18 protein-coding genes are annotated in these 22,319 nt (G+C 54.6%); 7 read left to right on the forward strand and 11 right to left on the reverse strand.

The window, feature by feature from the left end:
• Positions 1 to 196 precede the first annotated feature (196 nt).
• The 3 genes from VFA09_20940 (at position 197) to VFA09_20950 (ending at position 3,774) form a co-directional block, all read left to right on the forward strand.
• Entirely contained in the window at positions 197 to 988 is a 792-nt protein-coding gene (locus tag VFA09_20940) for a hypothetical protein (protein ID HZU69752.1), read from the forward strand.
• A 107-nt stretch (positions 989 to 1,095) separates the two neighbouring features.
• Positions 1,096 to 2,520, forward strand: coding sequence for a response regulator transcription factor (locus VFA09_20945; GenBank protein HZU69753.1), 1,425 nt, complete (start codon positions 1,096 to 1,098; stop codon positions 2,518 to 2,520).
• A gap of 123 nt (positions 2,521 to 2,643) precedes the next feature.
• Positions 2,644 to 3,774: a WD40 repeat domain-containing protein gene (locus VFA09_20950; protein ID HZU69754.1), complete on the forward strand. Its 1,131-nt coding sequence runs from the start codon at positions 2,644 to 2,646 to the stop codon at positions 3,772 to 3,774.
• Here VFA09_20950 and VFA09_20955 read toward each other — a convergent pair.
• The 5 genes from VFA09_20955 to VFA09_20975 form a co-directional block, all read right to left on the reverse strand.
• Positions 3,769 to 4,719, reverse strand: coding sequence for a threonine/serine dehydratase (locus VFA09_20955; protein ID HZU69755.1), 951 nt, complete (start codon positions 4,717 to 4,719; stop codon positions 3,769 to 3,771). The genes VFA09_20950 and VFA09_20955 overlap by 6 nt on opposite strands.
• Entirely contained in the window at positions 4,719 to 5,009 is a 291-nt protein-coding gene (locus tag VFA09_20960; protein HZU69756.1) for a DUF1330 domain-containing protein, read from the reverse strand. Before VFA09_20960 ends, VFA09_20955 begins: the two co-directional genes overlap by 1 nt.
• Before the next feature lie 26 nt (positions 5,010 to 5,035).
• Positions 5,036 to 6,445, reverse strand: coding sequence for an amidohydrolase (locus tag VFA09_20965; protein ID HZU69757.1), 1,410 nt, complete (start codon positions 6,443 to 6,445; stop codon positions 5,036 to 5,038).
• Entirely contained in the window at positions 6,417 to 6,785 is a 369-nt protein-coding gene (locus VFA09_20970; protein ID HZU69758.1) for a MoaD/ThiS family protein, read from the reverse strand. Before VFA09_20970 ends, VFA09_20965 begins: the two co-directional genes overlap by 29 nt.
• A gap of 86 nt (positions 6,786 to 6,871) precedes the next feature.
• On the reverse strand, positions 6,872 to 8,185 hold the full coding sequence (locus tag VFA09_20975; protein ID HZU69759.1) for an acetamidase/formamidase family protein: 1,314 nt from the start codon (positions 8,183 to 8,185) through the stop codon (positions 6,872 to 6,874).
• A 296-nt stretch (positions 8,186 to 8,481) separates the two neighbouring features.
• Between VFA09_20975 and VFA09_20980 the strand changes: the two genes are divergently transcribed.
• Both VFA09_20980 and VFA09_20985 read left to right on the forward strand, forming a co-directional pair.
• On the forward strand, positions 8,482 to 10,857 hold the full coding sequence (locus tag VFA09_20980; GenBank protein ID HZU69760.1) for a trehalase family glycosidase: 2,376 nt from the start codon (positions 8,482 to 8,484) through the stop codon (positions 10,855 to 10,857).
• 96 nt (positions 10,858 to 10,953) lie between these two features.
• On the forward strand, positions 10,954 to 11,748 hold the full coding sequence (locus tag VFA09_20985; protein HZU69761.1) for a hypothetical protein: 795 nt from the start codon (positions 10,954 to 10,956) through the stop codon (positions 11,746 to 11,748).
• Positions 11,749 to 11,783: 35 nt separating this feature from the next.
• On the opposite strand, the gene VFA09_20990 is transcribed toward VFA09_20985, so the two are convergent.
• A complete protein-coding gene (locus VFA09_20990) occupies positions 11,784 to 12,707 on the reverse strand; it encodes a PP2C family serine/threonine-protein phosphatase (protein HZU69762.1) in 924 nt (307 codons plus the stop codon).
• Positions 12,708 to 12,927: 220 nt separating this feature from the next.
• Between VFA09_20990 and VFA09_20995 the strand changes: the two genes are divergently transcribed.
• Positions 12,928 to 14,133: an SAM-dependent methyltransferase gene (locus VFA09_20995; protein ID HZU69763.1), complete on the forward strand. Its 1,206-nt coding sequence runs from the start codon at positions 12,928 to 12,930 to the stop codon at positions 14,131 to 14,133.
• On the opposite strand, the gene VFA09_21000 is transcribed toward VFA09_20995, so the two are convergent.
• The 4 genes from VFA09_21000 to VFA09_21015 all read right to left on the reverse strand — a co-directional run bounded on the left by VFA09_21000 (position 14,051) and on the right by VFA09_21015 (position 20,068).
• On the reverse strand, positions 14,051 to 14,809 hold the full coding sequence (locus VFA09_21000; protein ID HZU69764.1) for a type 1 glutamine amidotransferase: 759 nt from the start codon (positions 14,807 to 14,809) through the stop codon (positions 14,051 to 14,053). The two genes, VFA09_20995 and VFA09_21000, sit on opposite strands and share 83 nt — an antisense overlap.
• A gap of 69 nt (positions 14,810 to 14,878) precedes the next feature.
• The gene (locus tag VFA09_21005; protein HZU69765.1) at positions 14,879 to 16,249 is read right to left on the reverse strand and encodes a GNAT family N-acetyltransferase; all 1,371 of its coding nucleotides are present in this window, start codon (positions 16,247 to 16,249) and stop codon (positions 14,879 to 14,881) included.
• Between the two features lie 177 nt (positions 16,250 to 16,426).
• On the reverse strand, positions 16,427 to 17,536 hold the full coding sequence (gene ugpC / locus VFA09_21010; protein ID HZU69766.1) for a sn-glycerol-3-phosphate ABC transporter ATP-binding protein UgpC: 1,110 nt from the start codon (positions 17,534 to 17,536) through the stop codon (positions 16,427 to 16,429).
• 324 nt (positions 17,537 to 17,860) lie between these two features.
• Positions 17,861 to 20,068 (reverse strand): alpha-amylase/4-alpha-glucanotransferase domain-containing protein, encoded by a 2,208-nt coding sequence (locus VFA09_21015; protein HZU69767.1) that lies wholly within the window; start codon positions 20,066 to 20,068, stop codon positions 17,861 to 17,863.
• 342 nt (positions 20,069 to 20,410) lie between these two features.
• Between VFA09_21015 and VFA09_21020 the strand changes: the two genes are divergently transcribed.
• Positions 20,411 to 20,827: a hypothetical protein gene (locus VFA09_21020; GenBank protein ID HZU69768.1), complete on the forward strand. Its 417-nt coding sequence runs from the start codon at positions 20,411 to 20,413 to the stop codon at positions 20,825 to 20,827.
• A gap of 90 nt (positions 20,828 to 20,917) precedes the next feature.
• Here the strand turns inward: VFA09_21020 and VFA09_21025 are convergent.
• Positions 20,918 to 22,319, reverse strand: a 1,402-nt coding sequence (locus tag VFA09_21025; protein ID HZU69769.1) for an RHS repeat-associated core domain-containing protein, incomplete at its 5' end; no start/stop codon positions are given.

Raw genomic sequence — 22,319 nt, forward strand, 5'->3', positions numbered from 1 at the left:
CTTTGCACCAGGCCGTTCTTTCTTAGAACATATATTCTATATACGTAAAACGAAGGGGGAAATAAAATTGTTTCAATGCTTCCTGGTCGCTTGACAGGGTACAGTTACGCGTGCTACTGTGCTGTTATGAAATGGTGCTTCCTTCCCATGAAATCTTGGCGTAGCTCGCATATGTGCGCCCGTAGAGGGGCATAAGATGCTCCTCTTCAAAGTATTGTTGACCCCGGTATTAATCGGCCTGGTGAGCCTGGCGGGCAGGCGCTGGGGGCCTGCGGTAAGCGGCTGGCTCATTGGACTGCCCCTCACTTCGGGACCGGTTAGTTTATTCCTGGCGCTTGAGCAAGGAAAATCTTTCGCTGCCACCGCGGCGGTCGGCACATTGTTGGGACAGATTTCAACAGCGCTTTTTTGCCTGGCGTATAGCTGGCTCTCGTTCCGCTTGAACTGGCTATGGAGTATGCTCGTAGGCTGGGGCGTATTTATGCTGCTGACTGTTGTTTTAGCACACGTCTCGGTTCCCCTGATCGTCGCATTTATAACAGTTGTTTGTGTGCTTGCAATCGTGCTGAAACTCTTGCCTGGGGGTCAGGAGCAAGTGGAATTAAAAAATCCGCCGCAGTGGGAAATATTCCTGCGTATGCTAGTGGCTACGAGTGTTGTGCTGGTCCTTACAGGACTCGCAAATGTTCTGGGTCCACAATTAAGTGGATTGCTTACGACTTTCCCTATGTATGCCAGTATTTTGTCTGCTTTCTCCGCACATTTTCAAGGGCCGATAGCCGCCCGGCGGGTGCTGCGCGGGCTTATGATGGGCTTTAGTACCTTCGCGGTCTTCTTTGTTATTGTTTCCGCCACCATTGAAAGCTGGGGCATCGCATTCGCTTTCATCCTGGCATTATGTGCCGCACTGCTGATACATGGCGTCTCGTTTATGCTACTGCGGAAGTATGTGGTAGGGAGCGGTCAGATACAAAGTAAGAGAACATAGCCAGGTGAGGAGAAGAGGGGATGTGAGCTTGTGGTTTTCGAGAGCGTACATTAGGGTGTAGAAAGAAACGCTTGCAATGAGCCAATCCCGGCGTTGGAGGTAGCGACTTGAAATACTCCTCGGGGCAGCAGGACAGGCACGAGGCACTGTCCCTACAGGAGCGGCGGCATGTCGAGGATGAGGACAGGCACGAGGCGCTGTCTCTACAGGCGCTTCCTCATAATGATGTTTACTTGTGCGATCCCACGTGGATTTCAAGCGAGATGGAGCGCGTTGCGTTGCTGGTGCCGGAGGTCTCTCATTCGGCTACTGGCGATCTATTGAGTTATGCCCTCGCCTATGCTGAACGCTATACGTATGATGTCCTCCAACTGGAGCAGGAATGGCGCTTCCTTTACGCGGCATTGATCGAGGCATGGAGGCAATCGCAGCACGTCATCATCATACGCCTGGTTCATGCGCTGGCATATCTGGTTTGCCGTCCCAGCACTTCCGCTGTGGCGGAGCATATACTGCGCCTGGGCATTGGAGCCAGCCGGCGCATGCAGGATTGGCAGCATCTGACCCATTTCTTGAATCGATTGGGCTGCTTGCTTACTGCCCGCGGCAGGTACTCGCAGGGATGGCGTATCTGGTGCAAAAGTCTGGAACTGGCAAGAGCATCCGGTTCCTCGCACGGCCTCTGGGAACCGCTCGCCAGTTTTGTGTATATCGCGGATATGCTTGGGAACTATCAAGCCGCTCACCAGTTCGCCGAGAGCTTACAACACACTGATGGCATTGACGCTCCGGACATGCTGGCTGTGGCCGTTTTTGTGCGTGGATTTTTTGCTCGCACCAGCAGCAATCTTGAGCGAGCGTTTGAAGATTTCAGCTACTCTTTGCGTCTGCTCTCCACGGGCGACCACCTGGGTACGCTCCTCCAGGCAGACGGGCGATCACCGGGATACACCCCTCCAGGCACACCGCCATCCGCATACCGGCAGCTTTTTTCTATGGCCGTGCAGACCGAGTTGGCACGCGCACAGGGAGACTATGCACGCGCGCAGGAGCTGGCCGAGATTACCCTTTCACTTGCGCAACTGTTCGGCGATTACTATACATTGGTTGAACTGCTGATTGATCAGATCGTTTTTACTTTTCAACAGCGACAATTCACCGATACGGTGGCCGGGTTCATACGCCTGCACGATGTCATACGCCAGTATGAGGCGCACCATCTCTATGAGCGCTGCCGTTGCCTGGAACAACTCATGAACGACTATGTGCCCGGTTGGCGCAGACTTGCGGGCAGTTCATCAGACCCACTCCTTCCCACCATTGTATCTTCTGAGCTTCTGGAGCCGCTGAGCGAACGGGAAATAGAGATACTTCAACTCGTAGCGGGCGGCCTTTCCAATTCAGAGATAGCCGGGCGATTAGTAATTACCAGGGGCACCGTGAAGAAGCACCTCGAACACATTTACTCCAAGCTCGACGCGCATAGCCGCACCGCCGCGATTGTAAGGGCCAGGACACTTCATCTTTTATGAGGGCAAGCGCGTACTGCCCTCTACGAGAAAATACGTCTTTTGGCGAATGACGCTTTCCCATCCATATGCTACGCTGGATGCACCGGTAATTGCCGCGTAGATGGCTTATGAAAGGGAAGGACGATGGATAGAAATCCAATTGCGTTATCTGCTTATGGCCTCAATCTTCGCCGCGTAGTATTTCACGGAGCCTGTTGCATGGTATTCCTGCTGCTTGCCGGGTGCGCTTCTAACGCGCCTGCTTCAACCGCCGGTTCTGGAGCGTCCACGCCTAGACCGACAGCTACCGCGACTATGGCTCCGACTGCCACCCCTACCCCGAATTTTCCAACGCTCTCCAAGGCGCTATTGACATACAATGGACACGGCAAGGCGGTTGTGGGGATAGCGTGGTCGCCGGATGGAAAGGAAATGGTCTCCGGCAGCGATGATTATACGGTGCAAGCCTGGAGTACGCAGACCGGAAAACAGGTCTGGAGTTATAACACCGGCAGCTATGTATTCGCGGTGGCATGGTCGCCGGATGGGAAAGAAATTGCCGCGGGCGGCGGCGATGGCTCGGTGACGCTGTTGAACGCTGCCACAGGCAAGCTCATCGCGAACTACACCGGACAGACCGGTTTCATTCAAGGGCTGGCGTGGTCGCCGGATAGCAAACGCATCGCTTCGGGCAGCGAGGATGGTACGGTGCTGGTGCGCGATGCTGCGAGCGGCAGGGTAATGGTGAACTATACGGGTCATAGCAGCGCTGTACAAAGGATTGCCTGGTCTCCCAATGGCACAGATATTGCCTCGGCCAGCTATGATGGCACCGTGCAAATCTGGAATGCTTCCAACGGGCAGCACGTGTTGACGTATAAGGGCAATGGAGCGCCTGTGTGGATGGTTGCCTGGTCGCCGGATGGAAAAAAGATCGTTTCAAGTACCGGAAGCGCAGGTACCAATGGCCCCGTCTCTTCCGGCAACACAGTAAAGGTGTGGGACGCGACAACAGGCCAGACGTTGCTGACATATACAGGATATGGGGATGCAAATAACATCTACGCGCTGGCATGGTCGCGTGATAGCAAACTGATTGCTTCCGGTGGGGACGATAATATGGTGCGTATCTGGAACGCGACGACAGGGCAAACCATCATGGCGTACAAGGGGCATACAGATATCGTCTGGAACGTTGTGTGGTCGCCCGATGGCAAGCTGATTGCTTCGTGCAGCCAGGATGCCACCGTTCAGATCTGGCAGCCGCAGCTATAAGATCGTTTTTAAGGTTTCCAGGCTCAGATTGGCGCCGCACAGGATCACCACCACGGTTTTATCCTGGAACCGCCGCGGTGTTTTCAGCAGTGCGGCGAGTGGAACGGCGGCTGCGCCCTCAATGAGCATGTGATGGGTCTCGATGCACAGGCGCATGGCCTGGCGAATCTCCGCTTCGGTGACGAGGATGTAGTCATCGACCAGGCGGCGGCAGAGTGGGAATGTAATCGCATCCTGCTCCACGCCGCCCGCCGTGCCATCCGAAAGTGTCGGCAGCGACTCCATCTCTAGAATACGCCCGGCCTGCACCGACTTTGCCATGACGGGCGAATGTTCCGGCGAGCAACCGATAATTTCTGCGCGCGGGAAAACGGTCTTTACATAGGCCGCAACGCCGGAGATCATTCCGCCGCCGCCGAGGGCCACCAGCACCACGTCGATATGCTCCGCCTGACGGCATAGCTCGACGCCGATAGTGCCCTGACCGCCTATGACGTGCTCATCATTGTAAGGTGAGATATAGGCCATGCCGTGCTGCGCCGCGTAGGAACGAGCATAGGCCTCCGTCACCACGCAATCGCTGCCCCAGACCTGAATATCCGCGCCATAACTTCGAATAGCCCTCACCTTGATGGGAGAGGCATCTTCAGGCACAAAAATGGTGCCATGCATCTTGAGTGTATGCAATCCAAAAGCCACGGCGATGCCATGATTGCCGGAAGACGCGGCCACCACGCCCTTTTCCTTTTGTTGTGGTGCAAGCGAGAGGAGAGCATTCATAGCCCCGCGCACCTTAAACGAGCCGGTATATTGCAGGTTTTCCAGTTTCAAATACACCTGGCTTCCCGTTTGTTTGCTCAAGGAGAATGAATGCTCAAGCGGCGTCTCACGAATGGAAAGCCGGATGCGATGTTCCGCTCGCAAGACCTCCTGCACGATATCCATCACTGAAGCCCCTGTACTACCACGCCCTGGGTAAGGGCCGATTTCAGGCGGATATCTTTTATTGCCGTGTATTCTTCCGAGTTGTACCAGCGATTGACCTGCTCGAGACTTTCAAACTCCAGGATCAGCACTCGCTTTGGATGCCAGTTGCCTTCTATGATAGCAACCGGTTTGCCGGCGGCGAGGACTTTTCCGCCATACTGGAGTATAGTTGGAACTACTCGCCTCTGGTATTCACGATAGCCCTCTGGATCAATAATTTCTTGCTCTGCGACGATGTAGACCGCCATAGGTTGTACCTCCTGTGGTTTTTCCATCAAGCTTCCGCTATAGCCGCATCGTCAAGCCATGCTGGAATGCCGAGTGGGCGCTTCAACTCCGCTGGCAGCGGCGAGACATAGGGATGCTCGCGGACACGGCGCTCAAAATCATCGCGGGCCGCCTGGCGTAACTCCGCATCCGTCATAACGTCCAGACCCGCCAGCGCCAGCGCCCTTGCCGCCTGAAGCGCCCCCTTGAAACCAATACTCATGCCGTGACAGGCGGTGGCTGCCCAGGTATGCACCGCGACTCCCAGCGGCATGGTGGGCATGCCGTAACCCATTGTGGGCACGTTCCAGCTGACATCGCCTACATCGGTCGATGCGCCCATCAAGAAGTTTTCATCGCCGAGCGGATGCGTCTCCGATGTCATGCCCTCTGGCTCAACTCCGATGTTTTGCTGGAGTTCCCTGGCAAATGCCTGCTCCTCTTCAGTATATGCCGGAATGCCGACACGTTCAAGGTGCTCTTGCATACGGGCGGCGAGAGGTGTGTTCGGCAAGAGATCGTAAAGGCCGGTATATACGAGAACTTTAGCGCTGGTTTGGGTCGCAAGGGCGGCTCCCTCGGCGACCTGTTTCACCCAGGCAGTGGTAGCTTCTACACGCGGGCGGTCGCTATCGCGGATGTAGAGGATCAGCCTGGCATAATCGGGAACGACGTTGGGGGCCATACCGGCGCTTTCATAAATATAGTGCATGCGAGCCGTAGGTTCGAGATGCTCGCGCATGAGATTGAGTCCGTGGGCGAAGAGTTCGGCGGCATGTACGGCGCTGCGTCCAAGCCAGGGGCCTCCGGCGGCATGGGCACTTTTGCCAAAGAATTCGATTTTGAGCTGATTGACGGCTGTGGATCGGTAATTACTGACCCTGGCCAGCGGACCGGGATGCCAGTGCAGCGCGACATCCAGGTCGCGGAACAGTCCCTCGCGCGCCATGTAGACCTTCGCGCCTTCGGTCTCTTCAGCGGCGCAGCCGTAGACACGAATGGTGCCGGGAATAGCGTTTTCGGCCATAACCTGTTTCAGGGCAATAGCAGCACCAACGCAACCGGCCCCCAGGAGATTGTGACCGCAGCCGTGTCCGCTACTGACGCCGTCCTTGCGCGGCTCGCGATATGGCACGGCTTCATTGCCAAGACCCGGCAAGGCATCATATTCAGCCAGGAAGCCAAGGATGGGGGTGCCGGAGCCATATTCGGCGATGAAGGCGGTGGGAACGCCGGCAGTGCCTCTGCTGGTGATCCTAAACCCGTTTTCCTGCAATACCTGCATGAGCAGCCGTGCCGACCTGACCTCCTGGAGCGAGAGTTCGGAGAACTGCCACACGTCGCTGACAATACGTTGAATGGTGGGCGTGACTTGCTCGATGGCGTGGTCAACGCGCTCGTAGGGTACTGTTGTCATGAATGTACATTCCCTTCTTTAAGAAAGAGGATTCGAGCCTTTCACCAGATTCATAAACTCCGCCTGCCACAGCTACCATGAGAGCGACATGGTCGCCATCATGAATCGCTGTAGCAGGGGTAGCATCGGGGTCCGGGCGCCTATTATTGATAAGGACACGCATGTAGGATGGCAGCTTTCCGGCTTCATCCAGCAAGTATGGACGGGCACGGGGAAACCTCTTGCTCATTTCTTCCAATAGCTGTCCAAGGGTGATGGAGGAAGCATGAAACGATAGCTCGACGAGTGGCTGGCCGATGATGACGCGCGCCGCACCGTATATTGCAACCCTTACATGCATGGTTCCCCCATCATTGAAATAGACGAGGCTGTTGTGTTCCTCTCTCCTGAAGGAGGAACATAACAACCAGAAAATGTTCGATTGTATCACAACCCATATTGCTGGCGGACATAGCTGCCGATGCCTATGGCATCGAGTTTGTCCATGGGTACAAGCATGTTCAACTGCACGACACCGGGCAGGCGGCCAATCTCTACACCGCCGGTGATGGTACAGCGGTTGCGCACTTCAGCCGTCGTCATATGCAACACCTCGCCGGCGCGCTGGATGGCATTATCGGTGGCCTCATTGAGGGTTGGGCCGGTGCCGATGAATTGTACGGGGCCGACGCTGCGCTGCAATTGCACATGGTAGCGCTGAGCCAGGCGCTCGCCTGCTTCCAGCTCCTCCCTTGAATAAGGGCGGGTGATGAATGGCAGGTCCTCCGCCACCGGCAGCAGAATGGGACCATCTAGCGCCAGGTTCTTGATGACGTTGACGCGCACGCGGGCCTCGGCGGTAATATCGGTCGTATGCAGGCCCAATTCGCCGTCGCCCTGATTGGCATGGCAATCGCCGATATAGACGCCTCCGCCGTCGATCTTGACGGGGCAGATCAGAATGGCGCCGGGACGCACTTCGTTGGTATCGAGGTGCGCGTCGGTCTTGACGCGATTGAGCGTTTCCAATGTCATGCCATAGGGGTGACGCGCTCCGACGAGGAAATTGCCAAAGTCCCCTGCATTGTGCGAATCCGGCAGATCGGCGCTGGGCGTTGTGCCGATATTGCCGATAAATGGGCGCAGGCGAGCAAGCACGCCGGGAATGGTGTGTGGCTCAAATAACAGGATGGGATGCTGGCGAGCATTGGGCGGCAGGGCGGCAACTTCGCGGGCGTGCTGCGCGAAGTCGTGGGCATTGGCGGCGTCAAGCGTCAGGCCGACCTGGCTATCATGATCGAAGACGATGGTATAGCCCTCCTCGAAGCCGAACGGATTGACAACTGTACCGCATTTCACACAACGGATGCTGTTCTCACCGGTTCCCTCGACACGGCTCGCGGGCCATGCTGTGCCACAGCCCGGGCACTTTTTATCGACGAACGGATCGTCGCCGAAGGCGGCCTTGTTGGTCACCATCGTGCCGGAGGAGGTTGCCAGCGACAGCACGCGCATAGACTCGATGGTGATGGCAAGCGCATCACCCACGCGCGCTCCCTCCACGGCAACCGGGCGCGTGACTTCGTGCCCACCGCGGAACTCCGGCGTGATCATGGGTCCCCAGCAGCCAGGCGGAACGACACAGCGAATGTGGCCGCCATCCTTGATCGTCGCCGCAAATCCCAGGCTGGGTCCAATCAGTCCACCGGTATACTCATCTACAAAAACTTCATCCTTAATGTCGCTGTCCATTGTCTTCATGAGAAGCTCTGCTCCTTTCGCCATTGTGGAGAAACTCAAACAACGATGTCCAGGCCATAAGATAAGAGGAAGCATCAAGCAGCCAGGTTCATGGCTCCATTTTCAATACAATTATGCTATGAAAGACATGGCCCGGCTAGCCTTTCTCTGATGATACTGTACAAGAGGGGGAAGACAAAGTCAATCTCGCCTCGCTGAAGAGGTGAAAGCAGGTATTGACCTCGCCCACCTGGTATCTGTACAATGCAGTCATATCTTTTTATGGCATGACCGGTATCCAGGAAGGCAAGTATTGTATGGTTCCACATGACGATTTTACCCCTCATGGTTACCTCGACAACCCCTATCATGCGTGGAAACTTAATCCGAGTGGGGTTTTGCGTTCGCTACCACCACTTGGCATGGGCTGGCATGTACCTAATCTTGGTAGTTATGTCAACAACCAGTTCCAATATACCTCTCACCTCACGATTGGCCTGAAGATATACGATATGGTGCTTGTGACACCGGAAGACTTTCGGCGGTATAAATGCACGATTACCAGCCACCTGCATACGAAAAACCGCTTTGAGTATAGCTGCCACGTGCCAATGTTCCATCTTACACTGACAGCGCGCTATTTTCTTGTCAGCGAGCATGCGCTGGGATGCGTACTCAACCTGGCAACGAGCGCGGATTTGCCACTGCCCGTTACCTGTTACCTTATTCATGCGCATACGCATAATCCTGCTACCAGCCGGCTGTGGGAACATGGGCTTTACGCGCTGGAAAATCGGCAGGTTGGCTGTGGTATGCTTGGTCTGGCGAGCGAGGGCGATGTTTTTATCCATGGAGCGCGGGCCGCGGGCGATACGCCGATTACGTGGGGAGGGATGGCGTATGTCGTTTCACTTGAGGATGTCTCGGCATGGGCACGTGGTGTAGCTGTACCCACGCCGAATATTACGCAGCGACAGCAGGATACCGGCTGGCAGGTGCGGACTCTGGCCTTGCCCTGTACCTTGACGTTAGCAGAGCGATCATCGAGCTGTGTGCTGAATGCTGTCCTGGCACGCGGCGTTTCGCAGGATTCGGCCTACAAGCATTGGGAAGATGGCCTTGAAGAGATCGCGCTTGCCGAGGCCGGGCATCGCGAAGACGATGAAGCCTTCTGGCAGAACGCGCCTCAACTGAGCGGCGACTGGCCTGCCCACTGGAAGCGTGGATTTGTCTACGATCTAGAGACGCTGCGCATGACCATTCGACCGCCCGCCGGTATCATCCCGACACCCTGGGATGGCATGCAAATTCAGGCCCCGCGCACAGTGCTTGCGGAGGCTGCCATGGATACCCTTTTCCTGAGCTATGCCGACCCTGCATTGGCTGCTGAAGTCATCCTGGGCCATTTCGAGTCTTCGCCACGGCCCAATTTACCATGTATGCGCGAGGATGGCAGCTACAATATGGTGGCCGATGATGGGCAAATCTGTGGTACCGCGCCGGAATGGGGTTATCCTTTGTGGTGCTGCGACCAGCTCTTCCGGCACACGGGCGACCTGAACTGGCTGCGTCGTCTCTACTCGCTAGCAGTGGCGTATATTCGATGGTGGCTCGATGCGCGTCGCGATGCCGAGGGCTGGATGGTCTATGCCTGTTCGTGGGAGAGCGGCCAGGATGTGTCAAGCCGTTTCGGGCCGCAACAGACGGGCGGGACGATCATCGAACACGTGCGACCGGTTGATCTTCAGGCGAGCATGGCTTTGAGCGCGACTATTCTGGCACGTTGGGCGACATTACTTACCAATGCCGCCATGACAGGGGATGCGCAGATTCCAGAGGGGGAAGTAGCAGGCGAGCAGGAAGTCTATTCCTACGCGCAGGACGCGGCAGAATGGCAAAGGATCGCAGATGAATTTACGGTGAAGACGCGCCAGATGTGGCAGGATGGCTGGTTTCGCGACTATGATTCGGTGACGGGCGAGTGGTCAACAGAACGCGACCCGATGCACCTCGCGCCCATTTTTTGTGGAGCCGCGGGCTGGGGACAGATCGAACAACTACGCCCGGTTCTGGCGCAAACTCGTCAGGAAGCGCGGTTCGTCGCGCCTTTTGGTTGGCCGCCGATTGTCATGACCATGATCGGCGCGGCCAGCGCCGCCGGGATGCCGGTTGAAGCTGCTGAAATGGCTTATCGCTTCATTGACAGCTCATATCGCAGCACAGATGCTCGCACACTGGACGAATATGGTAATATACCGGGAGTCACGCGAGAGTATCGCAGAACGATTACGAGCGGTAAATGGGGCGCTATCGACTATGTGAACGCCGGTATCGAGGGCTACGGTTGGGGCGCCTTGAGCGTCGATTTGATTGCGCGCTATGTCTTGGGTTTGCGAGCGGAAGAGGCGGGCCATCTTACTGTGCAGCCGGTGTTGCCGCAGCAGCTGCGTAGAGCGGGCGCAAGCTATCGTATCGGCCCCCTGCCGTGGGGAAAGTATGTGTTGCATGTGGAGTGCAGGGTGGTGGATGAGAAGCGGTATGCATTGCGTTTGCTCTGCCAGGCTCCAGTAGGGGAAGAAGGGCAGGATGAGGGGTTAGCGGTATCTCAGCAGAAGATGGTGGAGCAGCATTGTGAATGGGAGGCCACATGGGGTGAAAGCAGGACGATTCGACTGGCTGATCTCACTTTATAGAAATTTTACAATTTAGTATTGATTTATTAGCCAGCATGCGGTATAAAGGTGGATGGAATAATCTCGCTACTGCAAGCTTTTAAGGGGTTGTATTTCATGCCGAAGCAAACAAGTAAGACAGGTACAAGTAATAGTAAGCAACGTTCTCAGAATGCTGTCTCCAAACAGAGCACCGGAAGTACTGCATCCAAACAGAATACCGGAAGTGTAACGAAGCCATCTGCCCAGGATGGCGCTAATGGGCAGTCCGCCAGGGTACAGGGCAAACCGAGTGCGCGCCGGGCAGCTCAGCAGGCCGCGAAGCAGCAGAAACAGCAGCAACTGCAACGGGATAGGCGCTCAGGGCGTATTACCCTGTTCAGTTTCGTTGGCGCCGGTATCATTATTCTCGCGGCAATCGCCGGCTTCGTGATCTATAATCAACAGAATCAGGCTTCATCAACTGAGACGGTCGTTAATTCGGCTTACCCGCCGGTAGATAATATTTACTGCGATGCTCTGGAGCAAACGGTCTACCATATTCATGCTCATTTGTCGATTTACATCAATGGCTCGCTCAGCCCGATTCCGGCAAATATGGGCATTGCTTCTGATGGTTCTTGCTACTACTGGCTGCATACGCACGACACAACCGGAGTCATTCATATCGAGTCCCCCACGCAGAAAGATTATACGCTGGGGAATTTCTTCGATGAATGGTCTACGCACTTTTCGTCCCTGGGGTTCCCCACACAGCTGGCCTCGACGAACGGCTGGCAAGTCTGGGTCAATGGGAAGCCATATTCGGGGGATTTCCGCAATATCACACTGACCGCGCACGAACTGATTACCCTGGCATACAACAGTCCTGGTGTGAAGCCCGACACGGTCTATGCCTGGAATGGACTGTAGGGACAGTGCCTGGTGCCTGTCCTGGAGCCTGCAGGTTAGAAGCGGCAAGTCATGACAATTGCGGTCATATCGTCGGGTTTCGCGCGAATGGTATCCTGGCGTTCCTGGCGGGAGCGGAGTAGCGCTTTTTCCACTAAGCGCCGCGCGACGGTCTGGCGGGGCGCGTTGCGCAAGATGTCTTCAATCTCCGCATCGGTCAGATTATCATGGATGCCATCTGTACAGAGCAGGATACGGTCGCCGGGAATGATAGTGACCTGTTCGGCATGAATAGTTGGGGGCGTAGGGCCACCCAGGGCCTGCGTTATACCACCGCGCAGGCGGAAGTAGCTAAATTCAAGGTCTGAGAGATCCTCGACATGCATGGCCTGGTCGATACGGTGGGCATCTTCCTCGCTCACCATCGAATTTTCTACCAGCCTGCCCAATAAGCCATCATCAACGGTCAGGCGTTTGAGAGTCTCGTGCTCGCGCAACAGGTATACGCGGCTATCGCCAACATGGGCATAGACCATTGTATACTCATTTTTCGCGCTCTGGCGGCAGAGCGCGGCAAGCGCAACGGTAGTGGCGAGGTCATCGGTTCCTGCCTGCCGCGCCCCCTCGGTGCGCACGAGATCGTCGGCTTTTTCGATCAAATGTTGCAGCAATAAACAAAAATCGGTGGTATCACAATTTTCGAGGTAACTATCAACATTGCGGCCCTTGCGCACCTCTTGTAAAGCCTGGCGCCAGGCCTGCCGGGTAGCACGCGCGGCGGTACGCGAGGCGATCTCACCGGCGGCACTACCACCAACGCCATCGAATACCGCGGCAAGACCGCTATTTTTTTCTATGATAAAGCTATCTTCATTGCGGTGAATATGTCGCTCGCAAGCAATGCTATAGCCTACAATTTTGAATGGTATATGTGCTTCCGTTGTACTATGCTTCCGCCGACTCGTTTTATGTTGCGACATCTATGTCGAATGCTCCTTGCAGTGACCCAGCTTCACCCGTCCTGTAGGGACAGTGCCTGGTGCCTGTCCCGGTGTTCCCGTGGGGACAGTGCCTACCCCTACGGAGATCAGATGAGACATTTGTGAGCAAGTATAGCAGAAACAGAGCGGAAATGAAATGGGAAATCTCCAAAAAAATTGAAAAACTATAAGAAATGACGCTTTGTTGTAAAATGATGGTATGACAGAGACTTATAAAGAACAAATAAAACGCATCGCGTTGGACGAAGAAAAATTCGTGCGGTTGACCGTGAAGGGAAAGGCGATGCCCTGGCGGCAGGTGATCGTGCGACCGGTCATGATCAAAAGGCAGCGCCACCTGCAATTTTCGTACTTTACGGAAAAGCAGGATATTACCAGGAACTATTCCGGCGTGCAGGCCGGTGAGAAACTTGATGAAGTGCTGGCATTGCCTTTCAGCAGCATCACCGCTCAGGCCATAGATCAAATCCTGCGTGTTCACTTGAATAAAAAGGGACAGGCGGTTGTACAGGTGGAGAAAGTTGACACGCCCGGCCAGAAACCAGACCTTGCCCATGACGCGAGCAAAAAGTTGCCCCTGCCCGCGGAGCGGCCCGATGCCTTCCTGCAAGCGGTGGGCATTATGGATACACTGGGAAAAATCCGGCCCGGCATGCATGCCAAATTTTCCCAGATCAACGAGTTTCTCAAGCTGCTTGAGCATACTGAAGAACTGGATGCGTTTGAGAAGACGCCGGTCAATATCCTTGATTGTGGCTGCGGTTCGGCCTACCTCTCGTTCGCGGCCTATCATTATCTCAATGATGTGCGTGGCATTCCGGCGCGCCTGGTAGGGATCGATGTCAATGAGACCTTGATTCAGAAAGATAACGCCGAAAGCGAGCAGTTAGGATATACAGATGCCTGTTTCCAGAGGTCGTCGATTATCGATTACGAGCCTGACGTACCACCCGATATCGTGCTGGCCTTGCATGCCTGCGATACGGCAACGGATGAGGCGATTGCGCAGGGCATTCGCTGGCAATCGCGGCTGATTCTCTGCGCGCCTTGCTGCCACCATCATTTGCAGAAGCAGCTGCAGGCTGTGGAACCGTTCGAGCCGGTTTTCCGGCATGGCATTCTGAAGCAGCGCATGGGCGACATCCTGACGGACGCTTTTCGAGCGCTCATCCTGCGCATGCTGGGCTACAAAACCGACGTGGTTGAATTTGTTTCGCCCGAACATACGGACAAAAATCTGATGATCCGGGCAGTCAAACGCGGGCAACAGGATACGGCGCAATTCGTCCAGGAATATATCAAGCTGAAAAACTACTGGCACGTCACGCCTTACCTGGAGACGCTGCTGGGCGATCGCTTGCCACTGGAAGCAGTTCCGCTATCCGCAGGAAATTCTCAAACATGATGCGCGAATGCTGGCGATATGTCGAGTAGTGCAAGTCGCGCTGTTGCTCAAGGAGCGCGGGCGCATTGGGGCCTAATATGTTGATGATTTCCTGGCGATAATCGGGGTACTGGAACCAGGTATTGAACATGCCGGGGGTCAGTTCGACGTGATATTGCAGGCCATAAGCCCTTGGCCCGATGCGAAATGCCTGGTTAAGCGTGTTCTCGCTGGAAGCCAGCCTGACTCCGCCTTGCGGAATGTCGAAGACATCCATATGCCAGTGAAAGACGAGCTGCGAGCCGGGCAAACCCTGCAAGAGCGGATCGGTTTTCCCTTCGGGCGTGAACTCCACCTGAAAGAAACCAAGTTCGATCATGTCGTGACGCCTGACAGGAGCGCCGAGGGCGTGGGCGAGCAACTGGCCGCCGAGACAGACCCCTAGAAAAGGAATATCCAGCTCAACGGCCTGGCGAATGAGCGCTTTTTCGGGAACAAAGTAGGGATAGTGTTCATCGTCGGCGGCATGCTGCGGGCCGCCCATCGAAATGATGGCATCATATTGCGCAACATCTTCAGGCACGGGGGCCTCTTCGACCTTGACGGTTTCGCAATAGATGTCGTGTTCTTGCAGGATTTCGCCTAGATACCCAGGTGGATCATCCCAACAATGTTGTAAGGCCAGCACTCGCTTCATATTGTGGATATTCCTTTGCTAACAACAGGTGATTCTATTATAGAGTATTCGATTATAGAGTATTCGATTTTATCCTGGTACCCAGGAGAATTTCTTTGGGAAGAGCGCGTTGAGCACTACGCCGGCGCCAGGTTTTTCGACACGCACGTCGGGGTATGCATAGCGCAATTCGTCCAGGCTGCGATAGCCGAAGAGCAATTGCAAAAAGACCAGCGCGGGGCAGATCGCATCAGCATCGCTCTGGTAGAGTGGCGCGCGCCATGGTTCGATTTGTTTGATACGCCCGCTGTCGAAAATTATGCTCAAGCCGCCACGGAAGAAATCAATGGTGAATTTGCCCGTGAAGGATGCCGCCGCAGAGTTTGCCAGGCGTCGCTCTAAAACAGGAGCGATATGACGCAGGAATGCCAGCACATCAGGGACACGAATATACCACGCGTAGGGCGGTTCGTAAAACGGGGCCAGTTCCTCACCCAACGCCTCATAGAGGGGATGCGCGCTCCCCAAACAGAAACTGAGAGCATTGAAAGGCGGCACACCCGGCTTTGCATCAGGCAACTGTATACCATACGATTGCAGGGCGCGCAGAAGTGACGGCACAATCGCCTGCCAGTTCGCGCCTGCAACAATGTTCAATGCATACACATTGAGGCTGCTGCCCCAGCGCCGATCTGCAAACATAACGTACCCTTGCGCCACACCCACAGTATCAATGATCATTTTGATTGCTATCTGCTTGCCTAATGCAGACGGATCTTCCGTTTCATCAAGATAGTAGCGCCAGAAGCGCTCTGAGAGAACCGACCAGACCATACTCCGCGCCTGCTGGCGATTATATAATTCCATGAGCAGGGGAATATCGTCAAATGTGGCCGCTCGCAGTGTATATGGCTCAGGGGTAGACTCCTGCGCTTTGGGGATGAGCGCACTATAGGTGACCCTGCGCCCTTCCAGATCGAGCGCGTATTCGTAGCCAAATTGGCGGTAAAAGTACGGAATGCCGGTGATGCCCTGCACAAGATGCCCTTCAGCCTCGCTGCGGGCGTGTACCATTTCAAATAGCCTGCGTATAAGCCCACGATTGCGATAGTCCGGGTGGGTAGCAACAAATTCGGGCTGCCCAACATCAAAGGCGATGCCTTCGTACTCCCAACGCCGTCGCCAGAGGCAGGTGCAGGCAATAATGGGATTGCCCTCTTTGCTTGTATCCTCGATTACCGCGTAGTCGCCTGGCCCCATCAGGGGATGATCGCCACTCATCTGCCCACGCACAGAGGTCAGCATATAGTTATTAGATGGGTCATTCTCTTTATCGCGAAAGACTATCCCACACAGTTGCGCAATCTTTTCCGTATCCGCTTGAGTAGACCAGCGTTGAACAAGCCCATTGCCAAGTTCGCGACGATAGGTGGGGTCGGCGGCAGATGCCAAAGTTACCATTCTTATCTCGTTTCCATTCCTAAAGTTCCCTATAGCCCAACCACTCCGGCCTTTATTATACAACGCGCTACGGGAGAGGTGTTTTAGTAGTCATAGTAGCGCATTCCAAAAAGCGGCGGGGAGCGAGAGAGGCATCATACCTGCTCGCTCCCCGCACCTTCTTACCAATCAGGGCGATTAATAGATCGCTGCTCCTGTATCAGTGTCGAAGAGGTGGATGTATTCGTTATCGACGTGCAGCGCGATGACGCCGCCGGGATGCGCATGGGAACGCGGATCGACGCGAGCGACGATATTCTTGCCGCCGGCAGTCATGTAAACAAGCAATTCACTGCCAAGATGTTCCACAACATCGACGGGACCTTGAAGAACCGAACCGGTGCGGGCATTCTCAGGCAATAATGAGACATCTTCCAGGTGTTCTGGCCGTATGCCGAAGGTCAGGTTTTTGTCAGCCGCGGCTCGTGTCTGCTCGACGTACAGCGGCGGAACCTCGACCTGCCCTACGTCGGGAATGACGATTCGAGTTGTGTTGCCATCCGCTACTACCTGGGCGCCAGGGAAGAAATTCATGGCAGGGGAGCCAATGAAACCGGCCACAAAGAGGTTGGAGGGATGATCATACAGTTCCTGCGGCGCGCCCAACTGCTGGATGACACCGGCATTCAAGACGGCGATGCGGGTTCCCATGGTCATCGCCTCGGTCTGGTCATGTGTGACATAGACAAACGTGGTCTTGACGCGCTGGTGAATCTTGGAGATTTCAGCACGCGTCTGGACGCGCAGCTTGGCATCCAGGTTGGAGAGCGGCTCGTCCAACAGGAAGACTTGCGCGGAACGGACCAGGGCACGACCTAACGCGACGCGCTGGCGCTGTCCGCCCGAAAGCTCTTTGGGCTTGCGTTTGAGCAGTTGTTGCAGGCCGAGGATTTCCGCCGCGTCTTCCACACGCTTTTTAATTTCTTGCTGTGGGAAGTGACGCAGTTTCAGGCCAAAGGCCATGTTGTCGTAGACGGTCATGTGGGGATAAAGGGCGTAGTTCTGGAAAACCATGGCGATGTCGCGATCCTTGGGATCGACATTGTTCACCACCCGGTCGCCAATGTAGATGAGGCCCTCGGTTGCATCTTCCAGGCCGGCGATCATACGCAGGCAGGTGCTTTTGCCACAGCCGGAGGGGCCAACCAGTACGAGGAACTCTTTGTCCTTGATATCCAGGTTGATATCGTGGACGACTTCAACTTTGCCGAATCGCTTGTAGACGTGTTCAAATGCGACACGAGCCATGAAGGTAACTCCTTTTCGCTCTTGTAGCAGGGCACGGGCAGGATTCTCCTCTCAGAGAAGCATGAAGACATGCACCTGCTACGTGTTACAACATTTAGAGCTATTGCTTGGTGCCATCGTTGCAACTGGAAAACAGTTGGGAGTCAACGCGGCTTCTTAACGCTCACGTATTGTTGATCATCGAAAGCGGGCGACCAGTAGCGTGCGGACTGATCCAACACGTGGTACGCCCCTACAGATCAACAATAGGCGTTGTTAGAACTATACCATACAAACGGCCAGAAAACCAGGGCCTACACAGGTTTTACGGGTTTTCCTGACTGTCTAAAGGGGTTGTCCGGTGCAATTAATTTCAACATCCCAATGCTGGCCGGCATGAAGCTCTACCGGCCATAACAGGGCCAGGCAACTGCCCTGGTGGTTGCGCTCGAAGCCGGCCTCGGAGCCGGTTACCGTTTCGATGGAGAAACGCCATAGCGTAGCAGCCTCGCTCAGCGAAAACTTCAGGTCTTGCCGGAGCCAGCGATTGCCGATGTGAAAGTTGTTGGCGCCGGGAACCTCGCCTGTGCTGTCGAAATGCTGATTATCGAGGACACGCCCAGGGACATGGTAATAGGCCTGGTCATTGCCGCCGCCTCCCAGGAGATGCAAGTTCCATTCGCACGCGAAGCGCGTTTGTAGGCGTGCTTCCCCTCTATTCTGGATGGTATAACGAACAACCAGTTGCTCTTTGCCAGGCGGCAGGAAGAGCATTTTGCTGATACGCACCGGAATAGGGGATAAAGCTCCAGGGCGTCGAACGTGCCCATCGCGTACTAGAAGGATGCTTATGCCCTCTTCATGCTGGTGTACTTCAGCATGATAGGGTTGTTCGACGAAGTTTCCTTGCTCTTCGAAACGAGCCTCAGCGAAGAGTGACAGGGTGGTGCCGGGCGCCAGGAAATGATCGATCAGGCTGGTGCGGCGATAGGGATCGACGACCAGCAAGCGGTCGAGATCGGGTTCTTTCGTGCGTATAGTGGTATGGGGGGATTCTGGCTCAGCACTTTCACTTTCGACCCGGGTTGTGAGGGCTCTGGCGGCTGTCGCGGCCAGGTTCTTGCGCCGTTCTCGCTCGTACTCGCGCAGCGTCTGGTGATAGCTTTCTTCGCGGCGGGTCATGACGGCGAGCAGGTTATGTTCGCTGCGGCGCACATCCCACTCAAAGAGCGTACCGCCGCGATGGGGGTCAATGTAGAGATTTTGCGTATCGCTCTCGATGATCAGTTCGTTCTGGCTGTCGCGGTCAAAATCGGTGAACTCGTAACGCTGCCAGTGACCGGTGCCGAAACGGACGCGGTCGGCGGCATTCTCGGCTTTGATCAGATGGTGGTAGATAGCCGAGCGCACGTGGCCCATGTAGATGCCACCAAAGAGGCCATGCCAGTAAGTATCGTTGGCCTGGGCCTTCCACAACTGTACCAGGCCGGTCTCTTCACCGGCTTCAACAGCATAGACGGCGTCATGCACGCGCAGCATTTTTTTGTGCTGGTTATTCACTTCAGGATAGCGCACGAGGAAATTGCGCCAGAACCCGCCGCGCATGAATTGGAGGATGGTATCGCGTTTCTCATCCTCTAACTGGTGCAGCAACTTGCCGAATAGATACGATTTTTTGGCGGGCAAGGCCCACTCCGTCATCTCGATATACGAGGATGTGGGGATATAGATGCGGCCCAGCGCCGGATAGGTACGGGCGTATTCGCCTAACGGTATGGTGTGCAACCAGGAGCTATTCTCTTCGAGCGCCGTGAAAAATTGCTCTACCCAGCCCTTGGAGGAATTGGTACCCCAGCAATATTCCTGGGTTCCGGGCCAGCTGCCGAACTTTTCTCCGTCGTCGCCCATTGCCATGATGCGCCTGCCGTCGATGGTGGCGAGCGAGCGCAGCGTTTCAATGGTCTCACTTACCGGGCGCCAGGGTATGGTATAGCGCATGGCCTTGCTGGTGGCGAAGACTTTGAGGACAGGGCTTTGATCTTCGGTGGCATAATAGCCATAGAGATCGCTGTCCTCTAAGCCCACATTTTTAAAATGTATGTCGTCCAGAATCGTCCATTCGATGCCTGCTTCGCGGATCAGGCGCGGCAAGCCAGGCTCCCAGACGCGTTCGGCGATCCACATGCCGCTTGCGCTCGCGCCAAAATCTTGCTGGATACGTTCCGTCAAGCGGCGAATCTGGCCGATTTTGTCGCTATCGGGGATGGAGGGCAGGATCGGCTCGTAGTAGCCACCGCTGACAATCTCGACCTGGCCGCTTTGCGCCAGTTTCGCTACTCGTTGCAGGAAATCAGGATGCGTTTCTTCTAACCAATCTATCAATGAACCTGTGTAGTGCAGCGACAGGCGTACTTTAGGATGGCGTTCCAGCGCCTCTATCATTGGCAGATAGGCCTCGTCGTAGACCTGCTGAAATACCCAGGGGAAATTGCCGACCGGCTGGTGATTGTGGAGTAACAATCCCAGGTAAATGCTTTTTCGTTGCTCGCTCATCATATTCCTCATCCAAATAATGGTTGTATGCGCACCAACTATAACGGAAAGAGGTCAAGCGGGTCAAGCCGGAACCAGGGCTTTCCAATGCTAAAAAACCGAGCAGGAGCTGGTAAGTAAAAATTGCGTCGGCTGAGCAGCATTTTCATCCCTATCGGCTAGCATTGGAAAGCCCTGAGTACTACTCCAACCGTTATTGACCAGTCATTGCTCATCTGCTACACTCTGTCAAGAGTTACACCTACGTCAGTCATTTTATTTTTGCCTCATATGCCGGGCAAGAATTGGAACTGAGGACGCTTTCTTGGTGGTGTATGTAATCTCTGAAGGAGGAGGAGCAATATGGCTATTAGAAAATCCTGGAACATTCTTGACATCAATAAATTGGGGATGTTTTATTTTTACTTGAAAGCGTTTGAACAGGGAGATAATATTCTCATCCTACTCATTACGGGAGATAGAGGATTTCCCAAGGCTTACAATGTAGAAATCCGCTTATATAGCATTACTTATATAGCATGCCCAACCTATTTTGAGGAAGAGTTTTATTGGCGGATGGCGACTGACGAAGAGGCTGCTGAGATTCAAGTCTATGCAGAAATGCTTCCTGATGCACGAATCTATTGTTTGGAGGAGAGACTTCCTCAGTGGATAAAAAGGCCTCCTCGCAAATACTTTTTAGCGGCAGCTAGTATAGAAATTACTTTACTCTATTCTGATGAATTAGAAGGGCTTCATAGCTGGGGAGAAGAAGCTTGAAAGCAATACTGAAAGGATCAAGAGAGAAGCAGTGCTTCTCTCTTGATCCTTTCATAGAATATCGTCTCAGCTATACTGAGACGATATACATCATGGGGAAGACGGAGGGCCAAAGAGATCCTCTAGCATTTGTATATCCTCTGGAGTTGGAGTGCCCATAGGAATATGTGTCGCATTAATTTCCTCCTCAGTCATCTGACCCTGCTTATACCAGTTTCCTTCTGCATCCATGAACCAAGTACCTTTTCCTTGCGACTTCGGATTTGTTGGATCAACTCCGCCGGATCTTTGTAGACGCCAGGTCCAGCCCTGTGCAGCATTTGAATCGGGATAGTTTGCTATAGCTCTAGGATCCGGGCTGTGCATTCTTAATTCGTATCTATACGATAAGCCATCTGGGCCTATTTCGTTCCAGACCCATTTAAACCCTTGCATCCCTCCCTCACCCTTGAATGGAAGGAATCTAGCCCCTGCTGGGATCAGTGTGATTAGTTCGCTATAAGGTGCGCCACCCATTCCTGCAAAACGATTATCGAACGACGACATGGGGACACTGCAGTTATGGACAATCCAGTTGCCCTTTCCGACCGCATAGGTATGGTCCTGGGCCACTTCCAGGTTGTACATCGTCATGATCCCTGGCACAGTCTTCAAACGGGTGACGGTACCGATACCGCCCTCTGCATTTACCACGTGCATCCCTACTCCTAGTTGCGAGACAGGGACAAAGCCCTGTTCTAGCGTCAGAAAAGGATGCTTCTTGTTGGTATGGATCACCTCATTGGTCGCGTGAGCTGGCTTACCGTGTTGGGAACGTAGGGTAGAGGTAATGGTGACATCGACCAGGTCATCATCATGGTTGATCCACACATGGACAATTGGTTCCCATTCCATTTTGTGCGTCCTGGAATTATAGGCCCAGACTTTTTCCCCTGCATGTAAGGAGCCAATAGCCCTTTCCCCCTCCGATGTAGCGACCTTGGTTGAGGGTGTAAAACTCAGCATGTAAAAGCCACAAGATGTATCTATATTGCTCTCAACCAGCCATTTCCTCAATAGTATGTCGAAAAATCCCAAGGTCTGCTGCCAAAAGTCTCCTTGAGGAGAAGGGGGCGGCTGAGAATCCGGCTGTTGAAGCTGCTCACGGGTATAGAAGTAGGTGTGATAGAGGTAGCCTTGCCCGTTGCCATAGGAGGGGTACTGCACCCAGATGTGCAGATTGCCCTGCGAATCGATATTACCGTACTCGTTGTTTTGTCCCTCGATCATCTGGCCGGTTGGATCACTCTTCGTCTCAGGATTCCCCCCGACATAGGTATAGGGGTCCATCCCCGGCAGGTTCCCCTGCACCTTATCCGCCGAGAGGAAAACACCCACCACCGGGTCGTAGTAGCGCGAGACGTAATAGTCCAATCCGGTCAAGGGGTCGTTATACTGGCCGGTGAAGCCTTTCGCCGTGTTGAAGTTGCCCTGGGAGCCGCGCGCGTTGCCG

The sequence above is a fragment of the Ktedonobacteraceae bacterium genome (assembly GCA_035653615.1).
Lineage (GTDB): Bacteria > Chloroflexota > Ktedonobacteria > Ktedonobacterales > Ktedonobacteraceae > DASRBN01.

Bases quoted from the DNA above. Each gene is read 5' to 3' on its own strand.
- VFA09_20940 (HZU69752.1), top strand. From the start codon at position 197: ATGCTCCTCTTCAAAGTATTGTTGACCCCGGTATTAATCGGCCTGGTG.
- VFA09_20950 (HZU69754.1), top strand. From the start codon at position 2,644: ATGGATAGAAATCCAATTGCGTTATCTGCTTATGGCCTCAATCTTCGC.
- VFA09_20955 (HZU69755.1), bottom strand. From the start codon at position 4,719: ATGGATATCGTGCAGGAGGTCTTGCGAGCGGAACATCGCATCCGGCTT.
- VFA09_20960 (HZU69756.1), bottom strand. From the start codon at position 5,009: ATGGCGGTCTACATCGTCGCAGAGCAAGAAATTATTGATCCAGAGGGC.
- VFA09_20965 (HZU69757.1), bottom strand. From the start codon at position 6,445: ATGACAACAGTACCCTACGAGCGCGTTGACCACGCCATCGAGCAAGTC.
- VFA09_20970 (HZU69758.1), bottom strand. From the start codon at position 6,785: ATGCATGTAAGGGTTGCAATATACGGTGCGGCGCGCGTCATCATCGGC.
- VFA09_20975 (HZU69759.1), bottom strand. From the start codon at position 8,185: ATGAAGACAATGGACAGCGACATTAAGGATGAAGTTTTTGTAGATGAG.
- VFA09_20980 (HZU69760.1), top strand. From the start codon at position 8,482: ATGGTTCCACATGACGATTTTACCCCTCATGGTTACCTCGACAACCCC.
- VFA09_20985 (HZU69761.1), top strand. From the start codon at position 10,954: ATGCCGAAGCAAACAAGTAAGACAGGTACAAGTAATAGTAAGCAACGT.
- VFA09_20990 (HZU69762.1), bottom strand. From the start codon at position 12,707: ATGTCGCAACATAAAACGAGTCGGCGGAAGCATAGTACAACGGAAGCA.
- VFA09_20995 (HZU69763.1), top strand. From the start codon at position 12,928: ATGACAGAGACTTATAAAGAACAAATAAAACGCATCGCGTTGGACGAA.
- VFA09_21000 (HZU69764.1), bottom strand. From the start codon at position 14,809: ATGAAGCGAGTGCTGGCCTTACAACATTGTTGGGATGATCCACCTGGG.
- VFA09_21005 (HZU69765.1), bottom strand. From the start codon at position 16,249: ATGGTAACTTTGGCATCTGCCGCCGACCCCACCTATCGTCGCGAACTT.
- ugpC (HZU69766.1), bottom strand. From the start codon at position 17,536: ATGGCTCGTGTCGCATTTGAACACGTCTACAAGCGATTCGGCAAAGTT.
- VFA09_21015 (HZU69767.1), bottom strand. From the start codon at position 20,068: ATGAGCGAGCAACGAAAAAGCATTTACCTGGGATTGTTACTCCACAAT.
- VFA09_21020 (HZU69768.1), top strand. From the start codon at position 20,411: ATGGCTATTAGAAAATCCTGGAACATTCTTGACATCAATAAATTGGGG.